The 15,258-nt window shown below is 44.6% G+C and carries 12 protein-coding genes; 9 read left to right on the top strand and 3 right to left on the bottom strand.

From position 1 onward, the window contains the following. Positions 1 to 106: 106 nt before the first annotated feature. From F0145_RS10085 to msrB, 3 genes are all read right to left on the bottom strand, one after another. Positions 107 to 436: a hypothetical protein gene (locus F0145_RS10085; RefSeq protein ID WP_150088286.1), complete on the bottom strand. Its 330-nt coding sequence runs from the start codon at positions 434 to 436 to the stop codon at positions 107 to 109. Positions 437 to 483: 47 nt separating this feature from the next. After that, positions 484 to 756 (bottom strand): hypothetical protein, encoded by a 273-nt coding sequence (locus F0145_RS10080; RefSeq protein ID WP_223815952.1) that lies wholly within the window; start codon positions 754 to 756, stop codon positions 484 to 486. A gap of 79 nt (positions 757 to 835) precedes the next feature. After that, complete coding sequence (gene msrB / locus F0145_RS10075) at positions 836 to 1,375, bottom strand: peptide-methionine (R)-S-oxide reductase MsrB (RefSeq protein WP_150088285.1); 540 nt, start codon at positions 1,373 to 1,375, stop codon at positions 836 to 838. Between the two features lie 207 nt (positions 1,376 to 1,582). Here msrB and typA point away from each other — a divergent pair, with 207 nt between their 5' ends. From typA to F0145_RS10030, 9 genes are all read left to right on the top strand, one after another. Beyond that, a complete protein-coding gene (gene typA, locus F0145_RS10070; protein ID WP_150088284.1) occupies positions 1,583 to 3,394 on the top strand; it encodes a translational GTPase TypA in 1,812 nt (603 codons plus the stop codon). A 375-nt stretch (positions 3,395 to 3,769) separates the two neighbouring features. Then, entirely contained in the window at positions 3,770 to 4,582 is an 813-nt protein-coding gene (locus F0145_RS10065; RefSeq protein ID WP_150088283.1) for an MlaE family ABC transporter permease, read from the top strand. 12 nt (positions 4,583 to 4,594) lie between these two features. Further along, positions 4,595 to 5,368: an ABC transporter ATP-binding protein gene (locus tag F0145_RS10060; protein ID WP_150088282.1), complete on the top strand. Its 774-nt coding sequence runs from the start codon at positions 4,595 to 4,597 to the stop codon at positions 5,366 to 5,368. After that, positions 5,369 to 6,391, top strand: a complete 1,023-nt coding sequence (locus tag F0145_RS10055; RefSeq protein WP_150088281.1) for an MlaD family protein — start codon at positions 5,369 to 5,371, stop codon at positions 6,389 to 6,391. Positions 6,392 to 6,755: 364 nt separating this feature from the next. Further along, the gene (locus F0145_RS10050; RefSeq protein ID WP_150088280.1) at positions 6,756 to 7,340 is read left to right on the top strand and encodes a gluconate 2-dehydrogenase subunit 3 family protein; all 585 of its coding nucleotides are present in this window, start codon (positions 6,756 to 6,758) and stop codon (positions 7,338 to 7,340) included. Positions 7,341 to 7,401: 61 nt separating this feature from the next. Next, positions 7,402 to 9,099 carry a GMC oxidoreductase gene (locus F0145_RS10045; protein ID WP_150088279.1) on the top strand — a complete coding sequence of 566 codons (1,698 nt, stop codon included), beginning with the start codon at positions 7,402 to 7,404 and terminating at the stop codon, positions 9,097 to 9,099. A 77-nt stretch (positions 9,100 to 9,176) separates the two neighbouring features. After that, entirely contained in the window at positions 9,177 to 9,725 is a 549-nt protein-coding gene (locus F0145_RS10040) for a sugar O-acetyltransferase (protein WP_150088278.1), read from the top strand. A gap of 18 nt (positions 9,726 to 9,743) precedes the next feature. Continuing rightward, complete coding sequence (locus F0145_RS10035) at positions 9,744 to 11,342, top strand: glycosyltransferase family 39 protein (RefSeq protein ID WP_150088277.1); 1,599 nt, start codon at positions 9,744 to 9,746, stop codon at positions 11,340 to 11,342. A gap of 103 nt (positions 11,343 to 11,445) precedes the next feature. Next, entirely contained in the window at positions 11,446 to 14,760 is a 3,315-nt protein-coding gene (locus F0145_RS10030; protein WP_150088276.1) for an amidohydrolase family protein, read from the top strand. The last annotated feature ends 498 nt before the right edge of the window (positions 14,761 to 15,258 follow it).

Genomic DNA, 15,258 nt, shown 5'->3' with positions numbered 1-15,258 from the left:
ATTAATGCGGGCAAGCTATTTAGCTTTGTATCTTAATAGCCTAGCCTATTAGGAGGATAACCATTTATCAGGAATAATTAATTTTCCTGAACAAAATAAATAATAGCTACGGAAGGGTATCGGTTGTGGGGCGGCCTAATTCCATAGTCCGGACTTCGGTTGGGTTATTACTGGGGTTATTAACGCTGCGGTCTTCAATATTTTTTTGCCGGTTAATTTCGCTGGCCTGGTTATTTATGCTACGCGGCCGCGCTATAGGTCTGGTATCGGCATTATTATAAATGGCGCGACGGTCCGCATCACTTTGGATGGTGCTAGGGACCGCCGCATTATACTCGTTAGTTTCGCGGGCGGAAGTACAGGCCATCATTATCAAACCAACTCCTGCCATTAAAGCTTGCCCTGCCTTTCCTATCCGCCCATCTACCTTGCTCATTTGCTCCTCTCTGTTTACCTAACGAGTTTACCATTTACACAAAGCTCTTAGGCTTCTTTTCCCTCCTGCAAAGCTTTGTAGCCTACTTCCGTCAACCGCAAACCGCTGGGGTCTGGGGTAGCATAGGCTTCTTTGCTCAGGTGATATTCTGCTTCTACCAAAGCATCTTTATAATGCTGATGCTCACTTCGCTCATCCAAAAAGGGCAGCAACTGGTCGTAAGATAATACTTCGTTGGCCGGCGTGTTAAAATGCCGGAACGCTTCCATTATTAGTTGCGCTGTGCTTTGTACTAAATTTGTGGTTGAACTCAGGTCCATGTTTTTTAACTAGAATTTGTACTATTAATACGGCCCGGCCCTACCAAAAGGTTATACATAAAGCTTATATAAAATTGTATTATTTTTTTTGAAAGTCTAAAGCCGCCGAATTAAGGCAGTAACGCAGGCCGGTTGGTTTAGGTCCATCGTCGAATACGTGACCCAAATGCCCGCCACAGCGGCTGCAAACTACTTCGGTGCGTACCATACCCAATTCCAGATCTTGCAGTTCTTTTACTACCTGGTTATTCAAGGGTTTATAAAAACTGGGCCAGCCGGTACCCGAATCGAACTTAGTGGATGAACTAAATAATTCCTGTCCGCAGCCAATGCATTTATAAATACCTTTTTGCTTGTTGTTATTGTATTTATTCGCAAATGGCCGCTCGGTTGCTTTTTCACGGCTAACCGCAAATTGCTCCGGTGTAAGTTGTTGCCGCCATTCGGCTTCGGTTTTTACTACGGCATAAGTTGTTTTTTGCTGATTCAAAGCTTTTACTTTTTTATTGGGCAACGGTGCTTCGCCCGAAGCAGCCGTACCGCTTTCTTTTTCGCGTTGCTGGGCGCAGGCCGTTAAGGTTAAAAAGCAGCCCAGTAAAATTTGCAGTATTATTTTCATGAGATATAAATATTTTAAGAGTTAATATTTCGGGTAAAACATACGGCAGTTTAAACAATTTCAGTTTGCTCAAATGCACAAACCTTGCCTAACAACGAACTTTTTTGCCCAAAATAGCCTTTAAGTTTAACTAAAGCCCAAAGCTTAAAACCAATTATTATTAGTATAGTTATTTTTTTGTACCTTTGCGGCCTGAAATAAAAAATAATGAGTCAGAATATTCGAAACATTGCGATTATCGCGCACGTTGACCACGGCAAAACTACCCTGGTTGATAAAATCATCCACGCCTCTAAAATCTTTTCCGAACACCAACACTTCGATGATCTGATTCTGGATAACAACGATCTGGAACGGGAAAGAGGTATAACCATTGTATCTAAGAACGTTTCGGTTCGGTATAAAGATGTAAAAATCAATATTATTGATACCCCTGGTCACGCCGACTTTGGCGGGGAAGTAGAACGGGTTTTAAAAATGGCCGACGGCGTTTTATTGCTGGTAGATGCTTTTGAAGGCGCTATGCCACAAACCCGTTTTGTATTAAGCAAAGCCATTTCGTTGGGATTAAAACCAATTGTGGTGGTAAATAAAGTAGATAAAGAAAACTGTCGCCCCGACGAAGTACACGAACAGGTTTTTGACCTGATGTTTAACCTGGGCGCTACCGAAGATCAATTGGATTTTGTAACCCTGTACGGCTCCAGCAAGCAAGGCTGGATGAGCACCGACTGGCAGCAGAAAACCGAAGACATTACGCCTTTGCTGGATGCTATTGTAAATGTAATTCCGGCTGCACCTACTTTAGATGGTACGCCGCAAATGCAAATTACTTCGCTTGATTATTCTTCTTTTGTGGGCCGGATTGCCATTGGCCGGGTACATCGCGGTACTTTAACCGAAGGCGAAGCGATTAGCTTGTGCAAGCGCGATGGTACTATTAAAAAAATGCGCATTAAAGAAATTCACGTATTCGAAGGCTTAGGAAAAGTTAAAGTTCCGAGTGTTTCTTCCGGCGAAATTTGTGCGCTTACCGGTATAGAAGGTTTTGAAATTGGCGACACCATTGCGGATGCCGAAATGCCCGAAGCTTTGGCCCGAATCTCCATCGATGAGCCGACCATGAACATGTTGTTTACCATTAACAACTCTCCGTTTTTTGGTAAAGAAGGCAAATTTGTTACATCACGCCACCTGCGCGACCGCTTATACAAAGAAATTGAGAAAAACCTGGCTTTACGGGTAGAAGAAACCGATAAAGAAGATACTTTCCTGGTGTACGGCCGGGGTATTCTGCACTTGTCGGTGTTAATAGAAACCATGCGCCGCGAGGGCTACGAAATTCAGGTAGGTCAGCCGCAGGTAATATTTAAAGATATAGATGGCCAACGCCACGAGCCAATTGAGCACCTGGTAGTAGATGTGCCGGAAGAAAGCTCTGGTAAAGTAATAGAATTGGTAACGCAGCGTAAAGGTGAGTTATCTATAATGGAGCCAAAAGGCGACTTACAGCACCTGGAATTCAATATTCCGGCGCGTGGCCTGATTGGTTTGCGGAACAACGTGTTAACCGCTACCGCCGGTGAAGCCATCATGAACCACCGTTTTATCAGCTACGAACCGCATAAAGGTCCGATTCCGGGCCGTATTAATGGTTCACTTATTTCGCTGGAAACTGGTCCGGGTACCGCTTATTCTATCGATAAATTACAGGATCGGGGCGTATTCTTCGTAGATCCGGGTGAAGAAGTTTATGCGGGTCAGGTAATTGGCGAGCACAGCCGCGGCAACGATATTACCATTAATATTCAGAAAGGCAAGCAGCTGACTAACATGCGGGCTTCCGGTTCTGATAACAACGTGAAGATTGTTCCGAAAAAGCAATTCTCTTTAGAAGAAGCTATGGAATATATTCAGAAGGATGAATTATTAGAGGTTACACCTAAGAGCATCCGGATGCGTAAAATTTACCTCGACGAGAACGACCGCAAACGTTACGAGAAACGCGACGAAGAATAATTTCTTATTAGATTAAATATTTAAAGGTACTGCTCCGGCAGTACCTTTTTTATTTCTGCCTGGTTCTAAGAAATGTTTAGGGTAAGCATTTAGGCTGCGGCAGAAAATTCGCCTGGCTAATATTTAATATATTTCGGCTAAAATTAACCTTATCTTATACCTATTTATTCCGTACATCCGGAAACGGTTTTAAAATTTGTTGCCGCGCAATAATATTATAAATTCGCGGCGGCATTGGCTGGCAGCAGCAAAAAAGATTTTTACTACAATTTCAAACATAATTATTGTGGCTTAAGTAAGACTTTATTTAGTTTTAGTCCGGACTACCCAGCAATATTTATTTACCTAAACAAACATTAGGCTTACTAATACCCGATGGATACAGAAGAACCTGTAGTTAAACAACCCAAACGCCGCTATCTCATTTCCAGAAAAGTGGACAGGGTGTTTCAGAACCTCTACGATGTGTATAAATTTGTTATACGGTTCTTTAAAGAGGTTTTTCTACCACCTTATGAGTTCAAAGAAATAATAAAACAGTTTTATGAGGTTGGTCTGCGTTCTTTGCCGCTCATTTCGCTTACCGGTTTTATTATTGGTATTGTATTTACCAACCAATCCCGGCCTTCCCTCACCGAATTTGGAGCAACCTCGTGGCTGCCCGCTTTAATCTCTATTGCCATTGTGCGGGCGCTTGGGCCGTTGGTTACGGCCATTATTGCGGCGGGCCGGGTAGGTTCCAGCATTGGGGCCGAAATTGGTTCGATGAAGGTAACTGAGCAAATAGATGCGATGGAAGTATCGGCTACCAATCCTTATAAATTTCTGGTAGTTTCGCGGGTGCTGGCCACTACGCTCATGATACCCATTTTAATGATGTATACGGTTTTTGTAGCACTCATGGGCGCCTACATTAATATACACCAAAACGAACAAACCAGTTTTACCACCTTCATGGTAGATGTTTTTGACGCGATTACGTTCCTGGATATTTTTGCCTCGTTGTTTAAATCCATTCTTTTTGGTTTTACTATTGGTATGGTAGGTTGCTACAAAGGTTACAATTCTTCTAAGGGCACAGAAGGCGTAGGCAAAGCAGCTAATTCCTCGGTGGTTACGGCCATGGTTCTTATTTTCATTGAAGAGTTGCTAACCATGCAGGTCATTAATGCCCTCCGCGCTCTTTAAAATCCGATTGGAATGAAAAAGACAAATCCGAACATAAATAAAGAAAACAAAGTAATCTCCATCCGGGGCCTCAAAAAAGCTTTTGAAGATTACAAAGTATTGCGGGGCGTAGACTTGGATCTGTACCAGGGCGAGAACCTGGTGGTGTTGGGGCGTTCCGGTACGGGTAAATCGGTATTGATTAAAATTATTGCCGGCCTGTTAAAATCCGATAAAGGCCAGATAAATGTGCTTGGCCAGGATGTAAACAAATTAAAATCCAAAGAGCTCGACGAGTTGCGGTTAAAAATAGGGTTTTCTTTCCAGAACAGTGCCCTTTACGACAGCATGACCGTACGGGAAAACCTGGAGTTTCCGCTTTTGCGCCACTCGCGCGATTTAAGTCAGCAGGAAATTGATAATTTAATCGAGACCGTTCTGGATGCAGTTGGTTTGGCCCAAACCATTAACCAGATGCCTTCCGAATTGTCGGGTGGGCAACGCAAGCGCATTGGTATTGCCCGCACCTTAATATTACGGCCCGAAATTATGCTTTACGACGAGCCTACCGCCGGCCTGGACCCCATCACCAGTATTGAAATTAACAACTTAATTAACGAAGTACAGCGAAGGTTTAATACTTCCTCTATTATTATTACCCACGACCTTACCTGTGCCCGCGACACCGGCGACCGGATAGTAATGCTGCTGGACGGACAATTTCAACGCCAGGGTACGTTTGAAGAAGTATTTAACACCGACGATAAGCGGGTAAAGGCCTTTTATGATTATAATTTTATAGAATAAATGAAAGCTGCAGAAAGTAAACGTTTAACAATAGTAGGTATTTTTATATTTCTGGCCCTGGTAATATTTATTGCCGGCATTTTAACGCTGGGCGGCCAGCAGAAAAGATTTGTCGATACCATTCGGGTTTATGCCATTTTCGACGATGTGGCCGGCTTAAAAACCGGTAATAATGTCTGGTTTTCGGGAGTAAAAATTGGTACGGTAAAAGAAATAAAATTTCACGGCGAATCGCAGGTGCGCATTACCATGAATATTGAGGAAGCTTCTCAAATGTATATCCGGAAAGATGCCAAAGCCCGCCTGGGTTCCGAAAGTTTTATTGGTAATAAAATTATTGAAATTTACGGCGGCTCCCGCCAAACTCCAAGCATCGAAAACGAAGACGTGCTGGCCTCGGAAGAAGCCCTGGACACCGACGTAATGATGGAAACGCTGCAAAAAAACAATGCCAACCTGGTAAATATTACCGAAGATTTTAAGACCCTGAGCAACCGCCTGGTACAAGGGCAAGGCACCATGGGCGCTATCCTGAACGATTCAACCATGGCCGATAATTTCCGCTCGATAGTTAGTAATTTACGGCAAACCTCGGCTACCACTTTACAAGCATCAACGGCTTTATCGCGGTTTACCGCCAAGTTAAATACGCCCGAAGGTTTAGCCAACCAATTATTAACCGATACAACAGTTTTTAGCCAGCTTAGATCTTCGGTGGCCCAACTCGAAAAAACATCGGCTGCTGCCGCCGAAATGACCCAAACGCTGAACGAAACCACCCGCAAATTAGAAAACAGCAACAATGCCGTTGGCGTTTTGTTAAACGACCCGGAGTTTGCCGGCAGTTTAAAAAATACCATGACTTACCTCGAAAAAAGCTCGATAAACCTGAACGAAGATTTGGAAGCTTTAAAAACCAACTTTTTACTAAGAGGCTATTTTAAACGTAAAGCCACCCGCGAAGCCAAACAACAAGACAGGCAACAAAACCGCGATGAAAAACAACTAGATAAAGTAAAATAATTATTCTTTATAAAAACACAAACCCGTTAAGACTAGCTTTTAACGGGTTTGTGTTTTTATAACCTGTCGCAAAAGCTGTTTGTTAGCTTTTAATTACCTAAGCCGATTAGCCTTTTAATAAATTAGCCTGTTGCTCTTGCTGCAGAAGTATCAACAATTAAATTGTCTGTAACTTTAGAATTAGGAATAATAACGCCAGTTCGCAAATAGTGTGCGTACAGTTTCTTGCCTGCTGTTTCTCTATTTCCAGTAATTTCTTTCTGCTTTTCTTGCAGCGCAACTATTAAAAAAGAAAAATTACCGCTATATTGTTACTTAATATTTGTCCACCAAATTAATTGTTTCACTTCCAAATTAATCTCTAATGGATCGCAGAGAAGCCATTTTTAAAGTTGCTACCCTTATGGGCGTAACCTTGTCGGCCCCGCTCATTTCCGGTTTGGTTTACGGCCAGGGCAACACCCTGCTCAATATTCCGGACGGCTATATTTCGCCGCTGGCCAACGATAACCAGCAAAAAATGATTGCCGAAATTGCAGAATTGATTATTCCTACTACCAAAACCCCGGGTGCCAAGGCCGCCAAAGTACCCGAATTTATTAATGTACTCATAACCGATTGTTATCCGGAGCAAGATCAAAAAAGATTTTTTAGCGGCTTAGATAAATTAGACAACGATGCCAAAAAGGCTTACAGCAAAGGCTTTTTAGCTATCAGCAAAGCGCAGCAAACCGAGTTGTTGAAAAAAGCCGAGACCGATGCCCGCGCTTTAAGAGCCAGCCAGCCCTCCGCCCCCGCCCCGTTCTTCCAGATGATTAAAGAAATGACGGTAACCGGCTACTTTACTTCTGAAATTGGTGCTACCAAAGCCCTTAATTACATAGCGGTACCGGGTGCTTACCGCCCCTGCGAACCTTTGAAACCGGGACAGAAAACCTGGGCAACCTGATTAAACCGGCAGCCCAACAGCTTTTCTCTTTTTATCCACCCTGTTAATTAAAATTTTATTCATGAACCTTAATTTAAGAGCACAAGCTCAAAATACATACGATGCCATTGTAATTGGTTCCGGCGTTAGCGGAGGCTGGGCCGCCAAAGAACTTACCGAAAAAGGCCTGAAAACTTTAATGCTGGAACGCGGTCATAAGCTGGAGCACGTTAAAGATTATACCACCGCCATGAAAGATCCCTGGGATTTTAAATACCGGGGCCGCATTACCCAAAAGCAGCGCGAATCGCATCCTTATATCAGCCGCGACTACCCTTATAACGAACACAACGAAAGCTACTGGATCAACGATAAAGATTCGCCGTATACCGAGAAAAAGCGATTTGACTGGTTCCGGGGCAATATTGTGGGTGGTAAATCTATTATGTGGGGCCGACAATCGTACCGCCTCAGCGATATTGATTTTGAAGCCAACCTGAAAGAAGGTATTGCCACTGATTGGCCGATTCGCTACAAAGATATTGCCCCTTGGTACGACTACGTTGAAAAATACGTGGGTATCAGCGGCCAGGTCGAAAACCTGCCACAATTACCCGATGGGCAATTCTTGCCACCCATGGAATTTAACTGCATTGAAAAATCAGTAAAAAAGGTGGTTGAAAGCAAATTTCCGGGCCGGAAAATTACCATGGGCCGGGTAGCTAACTTAACCAAGCCTTTAAATGGCCGGGCCTCCTGCCAGTACCGGAACTTGTGTAGCCGGGGCTGCCCTTACGGTGCTTATTTCAGTACCCAATCGTCTACTTTGCCGGCAGCGGTTAAAACCGGTAATTTAACGTTGCGCCCCGACTCGATTGTAAACTCACTGATCTACGACGAGAAAAAAAACAAAGCCACCGGCGTACGGGTAATCGATTCTAATACTGGCCAGATGACTGAATATTACGCCAAGATTATTTTCGTAAACGCCTCGGCCCTGAGCAGTACCTGGATTCTGATGAACTCTACTTCTAACCGGTTCCCAAATGGCTTTGGTAATGCCAGCGGTCAGTTGGGCCATAATTTAATGGACCACCACTTCCGGACCGGCGCTTCCGGCGAATCTGATGATTTTGCTGACCAATATTATTTTGGCCGCCGGGCTAATGGTATTTACGTACCCCGCTACCGCAATATTGGTAACGATAAGCGCGATTATGTTCGCGGCTTTGGTTACCAGGGCAGCGGCAGCCGCGATGGTTGGCAGCGCGCCGTAGCCGAGATGGGCTTTGGTGCCGACTTTAAAGAAGCAATGACCAAACCAGGCAAATGGAAAATGGGCCTGGGTGGCTTCGGCGAATGTTTGCCTTACCACGAAAATAAAATAACCCTGAACAAAGACGTAAAAGACAAGTGGGGGCAGCCAACGTTAACCTTCGATGCCGAGTTTAAGGAAAACGAGATGAAGATGCGGAAAGATATGGCCAACGATGCGGCCGAAATGCTGGAAGCGGCCGGTCTGAAAAACGTAAAAACCTACGATGCCGGCTCTTACCCTGGTTTAGCTATTCACGAGATGGGTACCGCCCGCATGGGCCGCGACCCCAAAACTTCGGTGCTGAACGCCTTTAACCAGGTACACGAAGCACCCAACGTATTCGTTACCGATGGCGCCTGCATGACTTCGGCTTCCTGCGTAAACCCATCGCTTACTTACATGGCTTTAACCGCCCGCGCCGTAGACCACGCCGTAAAAGAGTTAAAGAAGAATAATATTTAATATTAATTCATTATAAAAAAGCAAAGCCGGCTAATAAGTCGGCTTTGCTTTTTTATATTAAACCCAAAATAAAACTTATGAGTGAAAAAGAAATAATGCTGGTGGGTGGTATGTACAACCCCAACGACCCCGAATTATTAGCGGACCGGTTAAGTGCCCGCAGAATACTTTACGATTACAACCACAGCCATCCCGATGAAACCGAAAAACGCCGGCAAATCCTCGCCAAATTATTCCGTTCCGAAACTACTTGCTACATAGAACCCGCTTTTCAGTGCGATTACGGCTACAATATTAGTTTCGGCGAAAATTTTTACGCCAATTTTAATTGTGTTATTTTAGATGTATGCCGGGTTAGTTTTGGCAAAAACGCTTTTCTGGCACCCAATGTACAAATTTATACTGCCACACACCCGCTGGATGCGCAGGAGCGAATTTCCGGCCGGGAGTTTGGCAAACCCATTACCATTGGCGATAATGTCTGGATTGGTGGCCACTCGGTTATTTGCCCCGGCGTTAACATTGGCAACGATGTGGTTATTGGGGCCGGCAGCGTAGTTACCAAAAATATTCCGGATAAGGTAGTGGTGGCGGGTAACCCGGCCCGGGTAATAAAACAATTATAGGTTAAAGAATAAGCCTTTATGCAACCCTCCGTTAACGCCCAACCCAAGCCTCGTGAAAGTAATCCGACTGTAGAAAACGCAGGACGAGTATTCAGCACCAGATTACTGCTGTACTTAACCTTGGCCAAGTTCACCATCCAATATTTATTCCTGAACCCAGCTTACCAGCTCCACCGCGACGAATATTTGTACCTGGATCAAGGTAAGCACTTGGCCTGGGGATTCTTGGAAGTGCCGCCGGTTATTTCGGTTCTGGCTTGGTTTACGCAACTAATGGGCAATAATATTTTTTGGGTTAAATTCTGGCCGGCTTTGTTTGGCGCGCTTACCTTATACGTGATGGGTAAAACGGTGCAGAAACTCGGGGGCGGTACTTTCGCGCTTCTTTTAACTGGTGTTTGTTTTATATTTTCGGCGTACCTGCGGCTCAATTTATTGTTTCAACCTAACTCACTGGATATACTGCTCTGGACACTTTATTTTTATTTACTGATCCGGTTTATTCAGACAAACAAAAATAATTATTTATATGCCTTAGGTTTTGCCCTGGCCATTGGGCTGCTAAATAAGTATACCGTTGGCTTTTTCATCATTGGCACCTTAGTAGGCTTTCTGCTGACGCGTTACCGCCAATTATTCCGGCAGAAAGTATTTTACTGGACCACGCTGCTTACGGCAGTTCTCGTTTTGCCCAACTTAATCTGGCAATTGCAACATGACCTGCCTTTTTTTACGCACATGCGCGAATTGCAGGAACGGCAACTGCAACACGTAGCCCTCGGCGATTTCCTGAAAGACCAAATTATTATGTGCATTGGTGCTTTGCCTGTTTGGCCGTTGGGTTTAGGCGCACTTTTCCTGAGCCGTTGGGGAAAACCCTACGTGCTTCTGGGAATAATATTTCTGGTAGTAATGGGGCTGCTGATTGGCTTGCAAGGGAAAAATTATTATACCCTGGGTTTATACCCCATATTAATTGCAATTGGCAGTGTGAGTTGGGAGAAAATTACCCAACAAAGCTGGCAATATTGGCTGCGGCCGGTGCTATTGGCATTTCCATTTTTTTTCCTGTTTCCAGTATTTCCGTTGGTTTTACCGGTACTTTCGCCACTGGCCACAGCAACTTATGCTACTAAATTTATAGATTTTGGCATCTTGCGCTGGGAAGATGGCCAGAACCACCAACTCCCCCAGGATTACGCCGATATGCTGGGTTGGCAGGAACTAACCGACCTCGTGGCGAAAGCCTATGCCCAAATACCGCCGAATCAACGCCAACAAACCATTATTTTATGCGATAATTATGGTCAGGCCGGGGCAATTAACTACTACGGCCGAAAAGCTAACTTACCACCGGCCCACGCCGAAAACGCCAGTTATCTGCTTTGGCTTCCCCAGCCTTTAACTTTTCGGAACGTAATTCTGGTAGGTGACACGCCAGATCCGGAACACCAGAAGCTTTTCCGCAGCATAAAAAATATTGGTAGAATATCCGACTCTTTAGCCCGCGAAAAAGGAACGTCGGTAATAGTTTTAACCGGCGCAGACCAGCAAATTATAGATATTGTAAATAACCGGATTAAAGAAAAGAAGGCAGTTTTTGGTTATAAAAATTAGTTTTAGCCACTTTAGGTTTAAAAATATACCTGAGTTTATTTATCAATTCAGATTTACTTAATTTTGGCTTTGCATTCTTAACCACCTTCTATTTAAATATTTAATGTCTAAATCTTTTTACGCTTTCCTGGCTGGTGTGCTTGCCTTGTCTGGTTCTGTTGCTGCCATTGCCCAGGATAAAAAACCAACTACCCCCGACCCTAAAAAATGGCAGGTAGAAGCCGCCCACGGCCCATCTAAAGAAGTAAGTTTTACTACCACCGAAGGAACCTGGATGAACCTGGATGTAAGTCCGGACGGGAAGGAAATTGTATTTGACTTGCTGGGCGATATTTACAGCTTGCCGATTACTGGTGGCGAAGCTAAATTATTAACTGGCGGCCGATCTTACGAAGTGCAACCCCGCTACAGCCCTGATGGCAAGTTTATTTCGTTTACCTCCGACCGGGATGGCGGCGATAATATCTGGGTGATGAACCGGGATGGCTCCAATGCGCGTGCAGTTTCCAAAGAAAATTTCCGGCTGTTGAATAATGCTTCCTGGTCGCCGGACGGGCAATATTTAATAGCCCGCAAGCATTTTACCGCCACCCGCTCGCTGGGCGCCGGCGAAATATGGGCTTACCACATTGCGGGCGGCTCTGGCATTCAGTTAACCAAGCGCAAAAACGACCAACAGGATGCAGGTGAGCCCAATGTGTCGCCGGATGGCCGTTACGTATATTACAGCGAGGACATGAGCGGCGGTAATACTTTTGAGTACAACAAAGATCCCAATGGCCTGATTTACATGATCCGGCGGGTAGACCGCAATACCGGCGACATCGAAAACGTGGTAACCGGAACAGGCGGTGCGGTGCGGCCGCAAATTTCGCGCGATGGTAAATTATTAGCTTTTGTGCGACGGGTGCGTACCAAATCGGTGTTGTTTATACATAACTTAAGCACCGGCGAAGAATGGCCCGTTTACGATAACCTGGATAAAGACCAGCAGGAAGCCTGGGCAATATTTGGGGTGTATCCTAATTACGCCTGGACACCCGATAACAAAAATATTATTATTTGGGCCAAAGGTAAAATTCAGAAAGTAGCAATAGACCAGCCAAATAAAGTTACCGAAATACCTTTCCGGGTGCAATCGAAGCACCAGATTACCGATGCCGTTAAATATAACTTTGGTTCCGAAGGCATAGCGCCGAAAAACTTTACGGCCAAAGCCATTCGGCACGCCGTAACTTCGCCCGATAGCAAATATTTGGTGTTTAGCGCTGCCGGTTACCTGTATAAAAAACAACTCCCCAACGGCCAACCCGTCCGACTAACCAAAGGCACCGATTTTGAATATTATCCCGCTTTTAGCCCCGATGGTAAAAGCATTGTGTATGCTACCTGGAACGACGAAAATTTAAGCGCCATCTACAAAACAGACCTGAACGGCAGCAAACCCCAGAAGTTAACGCCCGAAAAAGGCTTTTACGAAACGCCCTCCTTTTCACCGGACGGCCAAAAAATTGTTTTCAGCAAAACGGGTGGCAACGATCACCAGGGCTATGCTTTTGGTAAAAACACCGGTATTTATTGGCTGCCGGCTAAAGGCGGTAACCCAACCCTGCTACAGAAAAGCGGCAATAACCCAATATTCGACAAAACCGGTCAACGCATTTACTTCTCAGCATACGAAGGCGGCAATTATACCTTAAAAAGTGTAAACCTGAATGGGCAGGAACCTGTTACGCATTTATTTTCGAAATACGCCAGCCAGTTTGTTCCGAGCCCCGATAATAAATGGGTAGCTTTTACCGAATTATTTAACGTTTACATTGTGCCCTTAACAGCTACGGGCAAGGGTTTAGAAATTAGTGCCGATAGTAAAGTTATTCCCATGACCCGCGTAACCCGCGATGCCGGCACCAGCCTGCACTGGTCCCGCGACAGCCAAAAACTGCACTGGTTATTGGGCGAGGAATATTTTACGAACGACCTGAAAAACCGCTTTACCTTTATTCCGGGTGCCGTTACTAAAATACCTCCCCTCGATTCTACCGGTTTAAAAATTAACCTGGTACTGAATACCGATGTACCGCAAGGTAAAATAGCCTTTACCAATGCCCGAATTATTACCATGAAAAGCGATGAAGTAATTCAGAACGGCACGTTGGTAGTAGAAGGGAACCGGATTGTAGCCGTTGGTCCAGCCGACCAGGTAACGGTACCAGCCGGTACCAAAACCATTGATGCGAAAGGCAAAACCATTATGCCGGGTTTTGTAGATGTGCACGCGCACCTGGGTACTTTCCGGACCGGTATGAGCCCGCAAAAGCAATGGTCTTATTATGCCAATCTGGCTTATGGCGTTACTACTACCCACGACCCCTCTTCGAGCACCGAGCAGGTTTTTAACCAATCCGAAATGGTAAAAGCCGGCACTATGGTTGGCCCCCGCATTTTCTCTACGGGTACAGTACTGTACGGCGCTGATGGTAATTTTAAAGCGGTAATCAACAGCCTGGACGATGCCCGCTCACACCTACGCCGCATTAAATCTATGGGTGGCTTTTCGGTGAAAAGCTATAACCAGCCCCGGCGGGAACAGCGCCAGCAGGTTATTCAGGCTGCCCGGGAGTTGGGCATGGCCGTGGTGCCGGAAGGCGGCTCTACTTTTTTCCATAACATGACCATGATTCTGGATGGCCACACCGGCATTGAACATAATATTCCCATTGCCCCTTTTTACAACGATGTAGTTTCGCTTTGGAAAGCCAGCAATACGGCTTACACGCCTACCCTGATTGTAAATTACGGCGCCAACTCCGGTGAATATTATTGGTACCAGAAAACCAACGTTTGGGATAAAGACCGGCTACAACGGTTTATGCCGCGTTCTTTTATCGATAGCCGCTCGCGTCGGGTTACCTTAGTGCCCGATGAAGAATACGCCAACGGCCACTTGTTAACCTCACAAGCTTGTAAAAAATTAGCTGACCAAGGCGTAAAAATTAATTTGGGCGCGCACGGTCAGTTACAAGGTTTAGGTGCGCATTGGGAGTTGTGGATGCTGCAACAAGGCGGCCTAAGCAACCACGAAGCTTTACGTGCTGCTACCCTGAACGGCGCGCAATATTTAGGCATGGAGAAAGAAATTGGATCATTGGAAACCGGCAAATTAGCCGACCTGATTGTACTGGATAAAAATCCGCTGGAAAATATTCAGCACTCCGAAGGCGTGGTTTATACCATGGTAAACGGCCGCTTGTACGATGCGGCTACCATGCAGGAAACGGGCAATTACAATAAAAAACCAACGCCGTTTTACTGGGAGAACCCGAAAGTAAGTGGCTCCTTTCCGTTTACCGAAGGTATGGATGTGCATTCGCTGGGCATTGCCGGCGAACAATGCAGTTGCCACGGTCGGCATTAAAACATAGTTATTGATTAAGTTGTTTTAAGAGCAATAATTTTCTGTAAACCCTGGAGTTAGAATCTTCAGGGTTTATTTTTTACCTACACTCGCCTTAATTAATTACTATTTCGTCTTTAATATTTCTGCAAGTTACTTTCAACCAAAATAGTAACAAAAAGGCTACTCAGTAAGGCTACAAATCCAATCTATAATATATTATTTAAAAATTGATAAAAAGATAAATGCGCATGTTGGCTTTATAAATCAAAATATATTAATATATGAATTAGCTTAAATATTATCAATAAAATAATAACCAAAAATATTTTAATTATATATTATTGTTTTTTCTGCTTAATTATTTATCTTGAGCAATAAAGTAGCAGCTATAAAACTGCTAATTTAACCTACCCTATATTTTAGAAGCCCCTTTGGGACTCTATTACTACCCTTAACCAAATAAATTGTTTTAGTAAGCTTTTAAACCCAGTGCGTAAGCATGCTGGCGCTATTTTG

It is taken from the genome of Adhaeribacter rhizoryzae, assembly GCF_008629685.1.
In the GTDB taxonomy this organism is placed as follows: domain Bacteria; phylum Bacteroidota; class Bacteroidia; order Cytophagales; family Hymenobacteraceae; genus Adhaeribacter; species Adhaeribacter rhizoryzae.
This window is presented reverse-complemented; position numbering and strand designations above follow the sequence as displayed.